Annotated in this window: 21 protein-coding genes; 19 read left to right on the forward strand and 2 right to left on the reverse strand. The window is 35.6% G+C overall.

Features of this window, described 5'->3' with window-relative positions; all coding sequences use genetic code 11:
• Window positions 1–32 precede the first annotated feature (32 nt).
• From K1I61_RS06595 to K1I61_RS06620, 6 genes are all read left to right on the forward strand, one after another.
• Window positions 33–347 carry a hypothetical protein gene (locus K1I61_RS06595; RefSeq protein ID WP_223333940.1) on the forward strand — a complete coding sequence of 105 codons (315 nt, stop codon included), beginning with the start codon at window positions 33–35 and terminating at the stop codon, window positions 345–347.
• Window positions 347–1,423, forward strand: coding sequence for a cell division protein FtsK (locus K1I61_RS06600; RefSeq protein ID WP_223333938.1), 1,077 nt, complete (start codon window positions 347–349; stop codon window positions 1,421–1,423). Before K1I61_RS06595 ends, K1I61_RS06600 begins: the two co-directional genes overlap by 1 nt.
• A gap of 170 nt (window positions 1,424–1,593) precedes the next feature.
• Window positions 1,594–2,013, forward strand: a complete 420-nt coding sequence (locus K1I61_RS06605) for a hypothetical protein (RefSeq protein ID WP_223333936.1) — start codon at window positions 1,594–1,596, stop codon at window positions 2,011–2,013.
• Window positions 2,014–2,279: 266 nt separating this feature from the next.
• Window positions 2,280–2,930 carry a replication protein gene (locus tag K1I61_RS06610; protein ID WP_223333934.1) on the forward strand — a complete coding sequence of 217 codons (651 nt, stop codon included), beginning with the start codon at window positions 2,280–2,282 and terminating at the stop codon, window positions 2,928–2,930.
• A complete protein-coding gene (locus K1I61_RS06615) occupies window positions 2,927–3,187 on the forward strand; it encodes a MerR family transcriptional regulator (RefSeq protein ID WP_223333932.1) in 261 nt (86 codons plus the stop codon). Before K1I61_RS06610 ends, K1I61_RS06615 begins: the two co-directional genes overlap by 4 nt.
• 89 nt (window positions 3,188–3,276) lie before the next feature.
• Entirely contained in the window at window positions 3,277–4,542 is a 1,266-nt protein-coding gene (locus K1I61_RS06620) for a tyrosine-type recombinase/integrase (protein WP_223333930.1), read from the forward strand.
• Window positions 4,543–4,732: 190 nt separating this feature from the next.
• Here the strand turns inward: K1I61_RS06620 and K1I61_RS06625 are convergent, their stop codons facing one another.
• Window positions 4,733–4,918 carry a FanG protein gene (locus K1I61_RS06625; RefSeq protein WP_134805420.1) on the reverse strand — a complete coding sequence of 62 codons (186 nt, stop codon included), beginning with the start codon at window positions 4,916–4,918 and terminating at the stop codon, window positions 4,733–4,735.
• Window positions 4,919–4,946: 28 nt separating this feature from the next.
• On the opposite strand from K1I61_RS06625, the gene K1I61_RS06630 reads away from it, so the two are divergent.
• The 13 genes from K1I61_RS06630 (at window position 4,947) to K1I61_RS06690 (ending at window position 13,575) form a co-directional block, all read left to right on the forward strand.
• On the forward strand, window positions 4,947–5,561 hold the full coding sequence (locus tag K1I61_RS06630) for a CadD family cadmium resistance transporter (protein ID WP_006155128.1): 615 nt from the start codon (window positions 4,947–4,949) through the stop codon (window positions 5,559–5,561).
• Window positions 5,562–5,572: 11 nt separating this feature from the next.
• Window positions 5,573–5,911: a Cd(II)/Zn(II)-sensing metalloregulatory transcriptional regulator CadX gene (gene cadX, locus K1I61_RS06635; protein WP_000711078.1), complete on the forward strand. Its 339-nt coding sequence runs from the start codon at window positions 5,573–5,575 to the stop codon at window positions 5,909–5,911.
• Window positions 5,912–6,114: 203 nt separating this feature from the next.
• On the forward strand, window positions 6,115–6,354 hold the full coding sequence (locus K1I61_RS06640) for a GlsB/YeaQ/YmgE family stress response membrane protein (RefSeq protein ID WP_223333929.1): 240 nt from the start codon (window positions 6,115–6,117) through the stop codon (window positions 6,352–6,354).
• An 86-nt stretch (window positions 6,355–6,440) separates the two neighbouring features.
• Window positions 6,441–7,004: an alkaline shock response membrane anchor protein AmaP gene (gene amaP, locus K1I61_RS06645; RefSeq protein ID WP_223333928.1), complete on the forward strand. Its 564-nt coding sequence runs from the start codon at window positions 6,441–6,443 to the stop codon at window positions 7,002–7,004.
• An 11-nt stretch (window positions 7,005–7,015) separates the two neighbouring features.
• Window positions 7,016–7,186, forward strand: a complete 171-nt coding sequence (locus K1I61_RS06650; RefSeq protein ID WP_142558776.1) for a DUF2273 domain-containing protein — start codon at window positions 7,016–7,018, stop codon at window positions 7,184–7,186.
• Between the two features lie 11 nt (window positions 7,187–7,197).
• Window positions 7,198–7,827 (forward strand): Asp23/Gls24 family envelope stress response protein, encoded by a 630-nt coding sequence (locus tag K1I61_RS06655; RefSeq protein ID WP_223333927.1) that lies wholly within the window; start codon window positions 7,198–7,200, stop codon window positions 7,825–7,827.
• Between the two features lie 36 nt (window positions 7,828–7,863).
• On the forward strand, window positions 7,864–8,070 hold the full coding sequence (locus tag K1I61_RS06660; protein WP_004250682.1) for a CsbD family protein: 207 nt from the start codon (window positions 7,864–7,866) through the stop codon (window positions 8,068–8,070).
• A gap of 535 nt (window positions 8,071–8,605) precedes the next feature.
• Window positions 8,606–9,220 carry a YesL family protein gene (locus K1I61_RS06665; RefSeq protein WP_042759558.1) on the forward strand — a complete coding sequence of 205 codons (615 nt, stop codon included), beginning with the start codon at window positions 8,606–8,608 and terminating at the stop codon, window positions 9,218–9,220.
• Entirely contained in the window at window positions 9,198–10,871 is a 1,674-nt protein-coding gene (locus tag K1I61_RS06670; protein WP_223334167.1) for a sensor histidine kinase, read from the forward strand. Before K1I61_RS06665 ends, K1I61_RS06670 begins: the two co-directional genes overlap by 23 nt.
• A gap of 2 nt (window positions 10,872–10,873) precedes the next feature.
• On the forward strand, window positions 10,874–12,160 hold the full coding sequence (locus K1I61_RS06675) for a response regulator transcription factor (protein ID WP_223333926.1): 1,287 nt from the start codon (window positions 10,874–10,876) through the stop codon (window positions 12,158–12,160).
• Window positions 12,161–12,221: 61 nt separating this feature from the next.
• Window positions 12,222–12,752, forward strand: coding sequence for an ABC transporter permease (locus K1I61_RS06680; RefSeq protein WP_223333924.1), 531 nt, complete (start codon window positions 12,222–12,224; stop codon window positions 12,750–12,752).
• A 75-nt stretch (window positions 12,753–12,827) separates the two neighbouring features.
• Window positions 12,828–13,295: a class Ib ribonucleoside-diphosphate reductase assembly flavoprotein NrdI gene (gene nrdI / locus K1I61_RS06685; RefSeq protein ID WP_223333922.1), complete on the forward strand. Its 468-nt coding sequence runs from the start codon at window positions 12,828–12,830 to the stop codon at window positions 13,293–13,295.
• A 70-nt stretch (window positions 13,296–13,365) separates the two neighbouring features.
• Window positions 13,366–13,575 (forward strand): hypothetical protein, encoded by a 210-nt coding sequence (locus K1I61_RS06690; RefSeq protein WP_223333920.1) that lies wholly within the window; start codon window positions 13,366–13,368, stop codon window positions 13,573–13,575.
• Between the two features lie 34 nt (window positions 13,576–13,609).
• Here the strand turns inward: K1I61_RS06690 and K1I61_RS06695 are convergent, their stop codons facing one another.
• A complete protein-coding gene (locus tag K1I61_RS06695; RefSeq protein WP_024054288.1) occupies window positions 13,610–13,858 on the reverse strand; it encodes a hypothetical protein in 249 nt (82 codons plus the stop codon).
• Window positions 13,859–13,973: the final 115 nt, after the last annotated feature.

A 13,973-nucleotide genomic window follows, 5' to 3' on the forward strand; every position in this document is an offset into this window, starting at 1 on the left:
AATTAAAAAAAGAAAGATAAATGGTGAAATCTATGAAAACACGTAACCGTAAAAATGGCTATTCCGCCAACACAGCTAAGCAATATGTTGATCAGAAGCAAGCGATTCATTGCTTGAGTACTGAATTTGAACCGCAAATCAAGTTTGAAGATGGTCAACCAACTGGTGAGATTATCGGTCACAAAGCCTGGTTCTCTCAAAAAGGGTTGCCACCGTTTCAAGTGAAATTTGAATCTGAAGTTGCTCTTCCGTCTTATCTAGCGATGGTTGACTTTGATGGATTAGAAGCCTGTGAGGTAGGCTACAATGTCTATTTCCGTGCGGATGGCATTAAAGAGGTCAAATAATGACTAATAAAGAACTTGCTCAGTATTTGCTCCAAGCCCTAAATATGGGGCTTGGCAGTATTATGGAGGGAGAAACAAGCTATACTAACTCTTTTACTATAAAAAATATGCAAAATGGTTTTCTATTTATCCCACGATTACCGGCGGGATATATCATTGACGATGAACTTTATCAGAAGATTTTTCTGATTGCTAATGCAGCTCTTTATCCTCGTTTTACTCTCCTTAAACAAAATTCAGCATATTTTGTGGCATTAGATACAGATGACATTCATGTCCAGCGTGGGCTCTTCTTTCCTTGGAAAAACGGTATATCTGAACGCCTAGTAATTTCTGATTTAGAAGAATTCGTAGGTAATCAAAAAGGGAATTTTATTCCAATCATGAAAAATCTTACTCTTGACTACAACAAAGTAACTTCGATGGCTATTGCAGGAAACAGCGGTTCTGGTAAGTCTTATGCTCTGACCTATTTTATGACTATGCTCAAAAATATTTCTGACTTGATTATTGTGGATCCTAAGTTTGATACACCTAGTCGTTGGGCCCGGGAAAATGGATTTCCTGTTCTCCATCCTCAAAGAAATCGATCTAAGTCAGATTTTGTATCAGAGATAAATGAAAATCTAAGTTCATGTTTGAATCTTATCCAAGAACGTCAAGAAATTCTCTATGATAATCCAGATCAAGAGTTTAAACATTTAACTATTGTAATAGACGAAGTTCTCGCGCTTTCTGAAGGTGTTAATAAAACGATAAAAGAATCTTTCTTTTCCCTCTTATCCCAAGTTGCACTTCTCGGACGAGCGACCAGAGTACATCTTTTATTAGTTAGTCAGCGTTTTGATCATAACACAATCCCGGTCTCTGTTCGAGAACAAATGAATGTACTCATTCAAATTGGGAATATCAACCAAAAAACAACACAATTTTTATTTCCAGATCTGGATCCAGAAGGGATTGTGATTCCTATTGGGAAAGGTACAGGATTAATTCAAATTATTGATAATGAGCATCCTTATCAGGTGCTACCTTTACTGTGCCCAACGTATTTTACTAAAAAAGGAATTTTATAATGCAAAAGGCTTTTTATCAAAAGACATTTAACATAATACGATATTTGTCTATTTATGCAATTCTCAGTATCGTCTTAAGTTTCACTTTCCACATCTTGATTTTTTTGCTTAACAATGAAATTTTTTCCAAAAGAGTTACTATAATCCAAAGTAAGCTACATTTGATTTCTATGCTATTATTATTAATCGGCATTTTACTGTTTATGCTACTTTCAACTTTATTAATAATTGAGCTGATAGATAGGTATAAAACAGATAAAATATCTAATTATATTGAATCAGTGAAACAAACTATGAGATTACGTTATTTTTTAATACAACACGAAGCTTCATCACCTTCTGCAAATAGTTTTCAAAGAAATCAAATTTTACGGGATTTCAATAAATCACTCTCAAATTGTATTGTTGATGTACGAAATGAGAGTGTGCTAGTTGTTTTAAAATATCCTGCATCTCAGCAATCACAGCAAATTTTTAGAAATATGGAATCACATGTTAAGGAAGAAATCTCGAATTACAATCCTAAATTCTATTTTTCATCTCCAGAGAGAATTGGAAATAGACTGTTTTACAAAGGTTCAAAAAGATAGTGAAAATAGAGTGTTTGACACACGTAGTGAATGTCAAATACACTCTATTTTCCAAAAATATTTATTCCTATTGGGGCTACTACGACAGCCCCCAATAGAGTAGTAATCAATAATCAAAAGGTTTGATTGTTGCATTTAAATATTAGTGATAGGTGAAAATGATGTTAAGCTACAAATCATCTGACAAATATTTCTCACTATTGAATAAAGGGAGTCCCTAGAAATGAATAATAGAGAAAATTAAATCAATAAAAGAGGTAATTTCTATGAATACAAATAGACGTGCTAGTAAGTGGACCTTCTTACTTTATAAAGATAGTATGCCAGAAAACTATCTAGACATTCTTGAACGCATGCGAACTCCATATGCTTTAAGTCCTTGGCATGACAAAGATGTAAACAAAGAAACGGGGGAATTTAAGAAACCTCATAAACATGGTGTGCTATTCTTCGATTCTCTCAAGAGCTACTCTCAAGTTTCTGAATTGTTGACTGAAAATTTGAATACTCCAGCCCATATTGAGATTGTGATGTCTCCATCAGGGTTGTATAATTATTTCACACATGCCGATAATCCGGAAAAAACTAGATATGATGTCAATGATATTGAATGCGGTTGTGGATTTGATCGAGAAAAATTTATTTTAAAAAATGATCATGAATTCTTCTTAGCTCAGGCAATTGATGTGATTGATACAATGGGATTTGTAGAATTTGGTAGTTTGGTAAGCTATGCTCGCGCACACGATCCTAATCTTTTGCGGTTGATCATGAATAAGAGCTATTTCTTTTCAAGGCTTATCGATTCAAAGAGGTATAGTAACTACGAAAAACAATATAAAGAACTTGAAAAGAATAAGTTACTTCCACGACTTAAAAAAACTCAAAAAGAACGGAATGGAGAACTAGATAGATGAATTCTAGTGAATTAACAAAATTGAACCATATTGAGAACTTATTGACTATCATGTTGACACTAGTTCAACGTTATAATCATAAAAGTAAATATTGTAATATTCTTACCCAAAAAGAACTACTTTCCATTCTTCATATTTCTCCCAACACTTTAAAATCATGGGAGAAGACGGGACTCAAGCGTCTAGAACCACCGATTGAGGGGACTCGAACTGTTTTTTACAAAATGGAGGATGTGCTGAACTATTTAACTCCCTAATTATAAAATTGTGCTAAAATAGTAATATCACATAAATAGTGTGAGGTTGTTATTTTAGCCTTTTATATATCCGAACGTGAAAGGCTACTATGCAGAAAGAAACTATCATTCACAACAATCGAAAAGTCATTAAAACTACCAAGAGTAATGGAACTATTAGCTATACGCAACGTGGTGTATATATTGGTTTAGATGTTAAAACTGGAAAAAAAGTTACATCCTCTATAACGGCTAAAACTCTAAAAAGCCTTGATAGGAAAATCATTCAAGCTCGTATTGATTTTGAAGCAAAGGGATCAACTCTAAAAGAAACATTGTTAATTAATAATTTCGAGGAGTTAGCTGAAGCCTGGTTTGTCAGTTTTGTAACTTGGGTGACTTCTCAGAATACGATTAATCGAGTTCGAAGTTACCTTGATACCTATATCATCCCTAAGTTTGGAGAATATAGGCCTGAAGAGATAAAATCCGCGGATATTCAGATTTGGGTTAATAAATTAGCTCAACAATCTAAAAAGTCTGTTGAATCGGGTGTAAAAAAATCCAAAAAGGGACACGCAAAAGATTTCGGTGCAGTTATCTATAAACTCAGTGATATTTTCGATTATGGGATCACGAATTTCGAACTTTCTCATAATCCAGCTCGGACAGTAAAAATCCCTCCAAAACCAAAGGTGGTAAAGGAGAGAATTATGGTATTGCATGGAGAGGACTTGGCTACTTGGCTGAACTATCTTGATACTCTTCCTGATACTCGAGCAAATCGAAGATTCAAGATTATCTGCGACACGCTGTTAGCTTCTGCGCTTCGAATCAATGAGCTTCTGGCTTTATCAATCCATGATCTCGATTTTGATTCCAATGAAATCATCGTTAACAAAACGCTGATGTGGAAAGCTGGAAATAAGAAACTTGGGATTAAGGGTGAGATTGTTTGTAAGAACAGTACCAAAACTGGTTCTGGTAACAGAAGAGTTGCAGTCCCGAGACAAGTCTTAGATGACTTGAAAGTTTTTCATGCTGAGATGAGTGATTACTTTATGAGTCATGATTTACCAACTGTGGATCTAATTTTCCCTACAATTTACGGGAACTATATGTGTGACAGAAATGAACGTGCAACGCTTAAAAAGCGTTTGACTGAGTTGGGACTACCAAACTATGGTTTCCACCTTTTCCGCCATACACATGCTTCTTTAATGCTGAATGCTGGTGCAAACTGGAAAGAGCTCCAGATAAGGATGGGGCATAAGTCGATTAAAACGACAATGGACACTTATGCTGAATTGGCTCCGAAAAAGAAGGCAGAAGCAGTTGAAATCTATCTCAAAGAAATTGCAAAATTGACAGCATAGCAAAATGACTACATTTATGACTACATTTTCTATAGAACAATCTGAAAACGTTGATATAACTGCGTTTAAAGAGTGCTAAAATAACATTCACAACCTTTACAGAAGTGAAGTAAGCATTCAATACGAATCAATACATAAGAAAAACGCTGATTTCAAGCGTTTTTTCTTTTTTCAATTTCAATACATTTCACTATATTTCAGTCCAAACTCTACCTTTTTCTCTACCTTTTTTAGATAAATATATCATCTGGATATTGAAGTTAAGCCCTGCTATCATTTCGATGGCAGGGCTTTTTAATGTTTGGTACACTACCTTCTTATCTATATTTTGATGGAGCTGAAGTTGACATCTACAAAGTTTAATGTTAGAATACATTCAAAAATGTATTTGAATGAGGTGTTTTATGATTCAAAATATTGTTACTTCAATAATCCTGTATTCTGGGACAGCCGTAGACTTACTTATTATTCTAATGTTATTTTTTGCCAAAAGAAAAAGCAGAAAAGACATCATTAACATCTATTTAGGACAATTTCTAGGCTCTGTTAGTCTAATATTGCTAAGTCTACTTTTTGCATTTGTCTTAAATTATATTCCTAGTAAAGAGATTTTAGGTTTGCTCGGTTTGATTCCAATTTTCCTAGGACTCAAAGTTTTGCTTTTAGGAGATTCTGATGGAGAAGCTATTGCAAAAGATGGTTTGCGCAAAGATGATAAAAACCTGATTTTTCTAGTCGCTATGATTACTTTTGCGAGTTGTGGTGCTGACAATATTGGTGTTTTTGTCCCATATTTTATTACCTTAAATTTAGCGAATTTGATAGTGGCTTTACTTACCTTTCTAGTCATGATTTATCTCTTGGTTTTTTCTGCCCAAAAATTGGCACAAGTCCCTTCTGTTGGAGAAACTTTGGAAAAATATAGCAGATGGTTTATTGCCGTTGTTTATTTAGGATTGGGGATGTATATCTTGATTGAAAACAACAGCTTTGATATGCTAAGGACTGTGTTCGGCTAGGAGAAAAAATTATGAAAAAAGATAGTATCTGCCAAGTGGATGTTATTAATCAACAAAACGTTACAACCGCAACGAACTACCTTGAAAAGGAAAAAGTCCAAAAATCACTTCGTATTTTATCAAAGTTTACCGATAATAAACAGATAAATATCATCTTTTATCTCCTTGCTGTTGAAGAACTCTGTGTCTGTGATATAGCCTGTTTACTAAATCTCAGTATGGCATCTGCCTCCCACCATCTTCGTAAACTAGCCAATCAAAACATCTTGGACACTAGAAGAGAGGGGAAAATTATATATTATTTTATAAAAGATGAGGAAATCAGAGATTTTTTTAATCAACTAGGATAACAACTATTTTTACTACTCTACCATTCACTCTACCTTTTATTATGTAGCATTCTAAAAACATTGATGTACCAATAATTAAAGCATATATTCGTGAGCATACAATTTGTGTACGCTCTCATATTATGATATACTGAATGTAATCAAAAGATATTTTATGAATACAAAAGACAGTTTTTTGGTTAAAAGAAGAAAGGAGGCTCGTTATGTTGTGGTCCATTATTGTCGGAGGCTTTATCGGTCTCGCTGCAGGAGCAATTACTAAAAAAGGTGGTTCAATGGGAATTATCGCAAATATTTTTGCTGGTTTAATTGGGTCATCCGTCGGTCGATCGCTTTTTGGGACATGGGGACCTTCTCTAGCGGGAATGTCACTTATTCCATCGATTGCTGGTGCGGTGATTGTTGTCGCTGTAGTATCATTCTTTTTGGGTAAAAAAGGTTAACTTTTTACTCAATCATAAACTATAGATTTAAATTTAGTATTGACGGGTAAACCTATAGTTTAGTGCTTTAATTGAAAGGATTTTATATGTCAAAATCAAAGAAAATAGTATTACTTATTTTCTGTATTCTAGTCTTGACAATTTTCCTTCCTATTTTGATAGATTACCAACAAGTTAGTGATTTAGGAATTCAATTAGCTAGCTGGAGACAGACTGCTATTGAATATTATCTTGCTAGATATATCTTTTGGGGACTTCTAGTCCTATCTATCTTCGTTTTATTATGGATGTTAGTAATCCTGTTTTATCCTAGACAATATCTAGAAATAAAACTTGGAACTAAAGACGATAAATTGAAATTAAAAAATTCAGCTATCGAAGGGTTTGTTCGATGCTTACTGAATGAACATCGAATAATTAAAGAACCAAAAATCAAAGTACATACTCGAAAAAAGAAATGTTTCGTTTATGTAGAAGGTACAGCTGTTCTTTCAGATAACATTGCTAACAAATTTGAAGTAGTCCAAAATGAAATAACTCGAGGCTTAAAAGAGTTCTTTGGTATGGATCGAGAGGTTAAACTGGAAGTTTCAGTAAAAGAATATGACCCTCAAAAAGCAACCAAGAAGATTGTTAGTCGTGTAAAGTAAGGAAGTAAAAAATGGAATTGTTTAAAAAATACCAATATCCAATTCTATGTGGTATAGCAGGTATTCTTCTAGCTTGCTTCATCCTGTCCTTTGGATTTTTTAAAACACTATTTGTTTTAATTTGTGGGACATTAGGGATTGGATTCGGATACTATGTTCAGAAAAATTATTTAAATAAATAAAGGAGTTTTATATGTCAAACGTAGAAAAAAATGTAAATGTAGATACTGAAAAGAAAGATGTAGTCGTTTCTAAAAATGTTCGAGGAGAATTAACTTACGAAGATAAAGTTATTCAAAAAATTATCGGTCTTTCACTAGAAAAAGTCCCAGGACTATTACATGTTGACGGTGGATTCTTCTCAAATCTTACAGAAAAACTTGTTAATACTAACGATGTAACACACGGTGTTAAAGTTGAAGTTGGTAAAGAACAAGTAGCAGTTGACTTGAACGTTATCGTAGAGTACAGAAAAAACGTTCCAACTCTATACAATCAAATTAAAGAAGTTATCGTATCAGAAGTTGCGAAAATGACTGATCTAGAAGTAGTTGAAGTGAACGTTAATGTTGTTGATATCAAAACTAAAGAGCAATATGAAGCAGACTCAGTTAGCCTTCAAGATCGTGTAACTGACGTGGCAGAATCAACAGGCGAGTTCGCGTCAGAACAATTGTCTAGAGTGAAATCTGGTATCGGTTCAGGTGTCGCAGCAGCACAAGAAAAAATTAGTGAAGGCGCTGAATTCGTTCAAGAAAAAGTTGGCCAAGGCGTTGACAATGTTAAAGATGCTGCAGCCAAAGCAGAACCACGTGTTCACTAATTACTAATTTAGAAAAAATAAAAGGAGGACATACTTATGTCTACAGAAGAAAAATTCAACCAAGCAGCAGGAGCTGTTAAAGAAGGCGTTGGTAAATTGGTAGGTGACAAAGGACTTGAAAGCGAAGGAGCTGCTGAAAAAGTTGCTTCTAAAGTGAAAGAAGTCGCTGAAGATGCAAAAGACGCAATTGAAGGCGCTGTTGAAGGTGTTAAAAACATCTTTAAAAAAGACGACGCTAAATAATAAAATTTAGCTAATCTTGCTATTTTCCTTGAAAACACTCCCTAACTGGGGGTGTTTTTGTTATTCGTTTTTATCAATACACGTTTTATAGAGAAAAAAGAATACAGGACAAATAAATTCCTGTATTCTTAAAATGACTTAGAACAGATATGTTAATAAGTAGGCGACTACTAAGATTGTACCACAAATCATTCTCCCTCTTTTTTCATGTTGTTTGAACAATTTATCAGAGAAAAAAGTTATTCCAAGCGAAATAAACATCAATATAGTTCTTAAAGTATAAACAGTCATGGTCCATACTCCTTTCGTTATTTTGTTAATCCAATAATTGATTTAAATTGTCAGTAGTTAATCTGCAAAGATGTTTATTTTCTCTATAAACCCCTTTTGTCATTAATCGGTATCTCTATCTATCTTTATTATAGTACAAAGATCCTTATTAAACCAATAAATGTATTTATTTTTAGTGCTCCTGTTTTTGAGAGCGCTTGAAATATGTTATAATGAAACTAGATTAAATTTTTGGAGGAAAACCGTGGGAAATTTCATTGAGCTAGTCTTTCATCGTTTCTTTTTGGGGATGATTGCGACGGCTTATTTTTGGTTATTGACACTAGCAGGAGGAGTGGTCTTTGGTATAGCACCCGCTAGTGCAACTCTCATGAGTTTATTTGCTGAAAACGGCTATTCTTACCGTGCTTATCGTTTCAAGGAAGCATGGGCTTTATTTAAGAGCAATTTTGTCAAAAGTAATCTCAGTTTCTACACCTTTATAGGGATTGACTTCATCTTGATTTATGGCTTGTATCTGATGATTCAGTTGCCAAACCAGACCATTATCCACTTGGCAGCAACATTTCTAAATATCTTTTTAGTAGCCTTGGTATTTTTGGCCTACACGGTATCTTTAAAGTTACAGGTTTACTTTGAATTGTCCTATAAAAACACCCTAAAGCTTGCCTTTATCGGAATTTTTATGAGTTTATCAGCAGTGGCCAAGGTTCTCCTTGGTAGCGTCTTGTTAGCCATTATTGGCTTCTATATGCCAGCCCTCATCGCTTTTGTAGGTATTGGGATGTGGCACTTCTTTATTAGTGATTTATTGGAGCCTGTTTATGAAAGTATTCATGAAAAATTGGCAACCAAATAAGACCAAACAATTCCGCCTTCACTCACTCCTAAGAATCTATAGTCTGGTGATGATTATCATCATTTCCTGCTTTGCTCTCTTGATTTCTTATGCAGACTGGGATATGCGTGAAAGGGAAGCCAATCGTGTCGGTCAGCGTGTTCTCGCTCGAACAGTCGATGAAGTTGAATACTACTATCGGGAGTCAACTCGCCTAGCCCAGAGTTTAGTGGATAATCAAGCTCGGATTGAAGGAATTTACAAGTATTTTAGCCTCAGTACGCCGGATTATTTTTACTGGCAGTTAGAACGCAAGGCGTCACCCTATATTTCAGTTTCTATTTATGAAAATATCGATGATATTTACGTGCGAAACGATTTTGTGACAGGTATTTCGATTGTTCTACAGGATTCAACAGACGTATTTGTTTCCAAAAGAGAAAACAGAGGTGGACAGAAAATTCCAGCTGAGAACTTCAAGCCAGACGCTAATAGTTTCGCTGTTCCAGTGTCTGATCCCATCTCGGACCAGGCTCTTGGAGTCATTTATATTTCCGTAGAACCAGAAGTCCTCTATAAAGCGATTGACAACACTAGGGGAACAATTCCTGTAGCAGTAACTGTCATTGCACCATATGAAACAGATATGTTCTATATTGGAGCGAAGGGAACGAATGAGTCTTGGTTGGTAGGAACAACTGCCCATGGTTATCAAGTTCGAGTAGCTGTACCAAAGGATTATGTTTGGAGTGGGACTTTAGCGAGTTCGGCACTTATTTTAGGTTTGAGCACCCTCTTTATCATCATTTTATATATGACCTTAAGAAGGACTTTTTCTGACTATCAAAGTCAGGTTGTGGACTTGGTGGACTCTATCCAAGCCATTACTAAGGGAGAGCAGACCAAGAGAATCGACACAGATAAAAAGGACCAGGAATTGCTACTAATTGCTGAGTCGACAAATGATATGTTGGATCGACTAGAAAGTAATATTCACGATATTTATCAACTGGAACTCAATCAAAAAGATGCCAACATGCGAGCCTTACAAGCTCAAATTAATCCGCATTTCATGTACAATACTCTGGAATTTTTGCGGATGTACGCAGTAATGGAGAACCAAAATGAACTAGCAGATATCATCTATGAGTTCAGTAGTCTCCTGCGCAATAATATCTCTGACGAGCGAGAAACGACCCTCAAACAAGAAGTGGAGTTTTGTCGGAAGTACAGTTATCTCTGTATGGTTCGCTATCCAAAATCCATTGCCTATGGATTTAAGATTGACCCTGAATTGGAAGAAATGCGTATTCCAAAGTTCACCCTCCAACCGTTAGTGGAAAATTATTTTGCCCATGGAGTTGATCACAGAAGAACAGATAATGTTATCAGTATCAAGGCTTTGAAAAAAGATGGCTATGTCGAAATCTTAGTAACCGATAATGGTCGTGGGATGTCTGCTGAAAAACTAGCAGAAATTCAAGCTAAACTGGCTCAAAGAACCTTTGAACACACAGCAGATTATAAGGGGGAACAACAGTCTATTGGGATTGTTAATATCCACGAACGCTTTGTGCTCTACTTTGGAGACCGCTATAACATCAATGTAGAATCAGCTGAACAAAAAGGTGTTCAATATAGAATCACCATTCAGGATGAAGAGAAAGGATAAACATGTATAAAGTACTATTAGTTGACGATGAGTACATGATTACAGAAGGACTTAAGCGTTTGATCCCTTTTGAAAAATGGGATATGGAAGTCGTTGCAACAGCCAACCATGCTGATGACGCTTTGGACTATGTTCGAGAACATCCTGTAGACATCGTCATTTCTGATGTCAACATGCCTGGCAAGACAGGACTTGAAATGATTGGGGAAATGAAGGAACTCTTGCCAGAGGCTTACTATATTCTTCTTTCCGGCTATCAAGAATTTGAATATGTCAAGAAAGCCATGAACCTCAATGTTGTAGATTATCTTGTCAAACCAGTTGATAAGGTTGAACTGGAGCATTTACTTGAGAAAATCCTTGGTCAGCTTCGTGAGAAAGTGCATGAGCCAGAAATGTTAAGTCAAAAGTTAGACGACGAAGCATTTAAAGCACACCTGTCTCAAAAAGAAAACTGGTGGATTGGACTCTCCCAAGAGAAACAAGGGGATTTTGTCATTCCTTACTATGTTTTAGGTCAGGACTGGCAGATTGTGATTGCAGCTCAGAAATTCGATGGTTTACTCGTTATGCCTTTTGAGTCACCTTATCAGGCAAACTTTGAAAAATGGAAATTTGACGTTGAAAAAGCACTCTTCTATGGAACTGTAAATCTCGATCAATCTGAAAGCCTCTTTTCTTATTATGAACCCATCTATCGAGTTATTATCCAAGGAAATCTTCAGCAGATTATCGAAGAGTTGAATCTACTTGAGAAGATTGTGTTGGAGAACACACCGAGGGTGTCCATTACCAAGCAACTCTTTACTCAGTTTGTGATGGATGTTTTCCATCTCTTTGAGCATTTGAAAGCAGATGATATGACAGATATTGTCAAAAGAATCCATGCCATTACAAACTTTGAAGATTTAGTGGCTTATACCAAGGAAACCTTGACGTCCTTCTTTGGTCAATATCGTATGAATGAGAATGTCGTCAGTGTACTTGAAGTTATTGGTAGAGACTATAAAAAAGAACTTTCTCTCAAGGATATCAGCAAGGATCTCTTTATCAATCCTGTGTATTTAGGTCAATTAATCAAGAAGGAAACCAATTCAACCTTTGCTGAGCTTCTCAATAAGCAACGGATTAAGGCAGCCCAGCAACTCTTGCTGTCTACAAACGATAGTATTGAGGATATTTGCTATACGGTTGGTTATAGTAATGTAGGGTATTTCTACAAGGTCTTTCGAAAACTATGTGGAAAGTCTCCGAAAGCCTACCGCAAGCAGGTTGAAGTCACCCTCTAACTTTTGTTATCCATCTTAAAATATGCTATAATAAATTCAAAAATATGAGGAGGTTGCTTTTATGAAAAAGAAACCAATCTATCTATGGGTATTATTAGTCTTATCAGCGATTAATTCAGCCTTGGCAGTAGTTGGAATATTCACTCCAGTACCTAGTAAGGACGCCCTTCGTGCTAGCCAAGAAAATGTTGGGACACTTAGTGCTCAACAAATAGAAGATGCTGTTAACTATGCCCACCAAGTGTCAGAGTCATCTCACTCTATTTTTAACACGATACTCATTATTCTATCTGCTATCCTAGTTGTAGTAGCCTTTGTTTTCTTAATTCGTAAGAACCTGCAGTTGGCGAACTACACTTATGTTGGATATGCCTTGCTAGCCATTGTTGGACTAGTCCATGATAATATGAATTTACAAGATGCTATGCAATTGATTAAAGATGACACCCTACGTTTAGGAATGGAAGTCATGTCAAAAGTAACCACTATCATATTCATCGTCATCAATGTTATCTTTTTGGGAATCGTCTTCTATAAAATATGGCGTCAGCAAAAGGAATTAACAGAATCTCAAGAGGAAGAACTCGCCTAAGAGTTGACAAAGGATAACTATCAAGATACAATCTTGGTAGTTATTTTTTTGGATTCGAGAAAGAGGGAGGAAAAGATGAAAAAAATTTCCTTAGTTTATATCAGTCTAAGCGGCAACACGGAGAGTTTTGTAACACGTTTGAAAGCTTATTTGTTGGAGCAGTATGCGAACATTGAAGTAGAAAAAATTCATATTAAAGACTTGGTCAAGGAAGGAGAAGACTTCTTTGAGATGACCAACCCATATGTGGCTTTTCTACCGACTTACCTCGAAGGTGGCAATGGGGTTGACAATGGAGATGTGGAAATCTTGACCACTCCAGTAGGTGACTTTATCGCATATGGTGATAATGCTAGCAAGTGTTTTGGTGTCGTAGGATCGGGTAATCGCAATTTTAACAACCAATACTGTTTGACCGCCAAACAATATAGCCAGCGCTTTGGTTTTCCAGTCCTAGCTGACTTTGAAATGCGTGGTATGCTAGGAGATATCAAGAAGGTTGCTGGGATTATTGCAGAGCTTTATGAACTTGAATCCTTGTAAGAGGATAGAGTTGCTAGGCTAGATTTTTATCCCATAGTTCATAGAATTATTTCAAAAGAGAACAGTTCAAATGAGTAAATTACAGAGATCATTTTTAAAGTATATAAAACGCAAACCAAGCTTCAAGGATATTATGCGATGCAGTGCCTTGCTACTATTAGCGATTGCTCTGCTACTGTTCTCTGAGAAAATTTTTGATGAAAATGTAGCACCAGTTGGAACCATGGTATCCTTAGGGATTGTTATCCTGGTAGGAATCTTAGCTGTCAGAAATAAATAAAAAGACTCGAGAAATGTCATCTCGAGTCTTTTTGTTAGTTGCGAATTTCGTCAACGATTTCTTTTGCAATGGGAATCCCTAAACGGTAGCCTTTATTCACGTAATCAATGACATCATTGATATTTTCTATCGTTTGGATTTTTTCTTTGATAGTTGCACGAAAATCTTGATCTTTCAATAGTTGGTCCTGAAGCAGTCTTTGAAGTTTCTCTTTTTCATATTTGTTGACAAGAAAGAGAAAAAGAAGACTGATAACAACTAGAATATAAGCATACTGGCTCATAAAAATTCTCCCTAGGTGATAAAGAAGTAAGTGGTTAGAGAAAAACGAATATCCTTCGCCTTTCGAGTGATAGTATTGTAAGCGCCTAGCGTCTAACAATTAGGAATTTTAGTTA

Origin of the sequence: Streptococcus infantis (genome assembly GCF_019929665.1) — a bacterium.
In the GTDB taxonomy this organism is placed as follows: domain Bacteria; phylum Bacillota; class Bacilli; order Lactobacillales; family Streptococcaceae; genus Streptococcus; species Streptococcus infantis_H.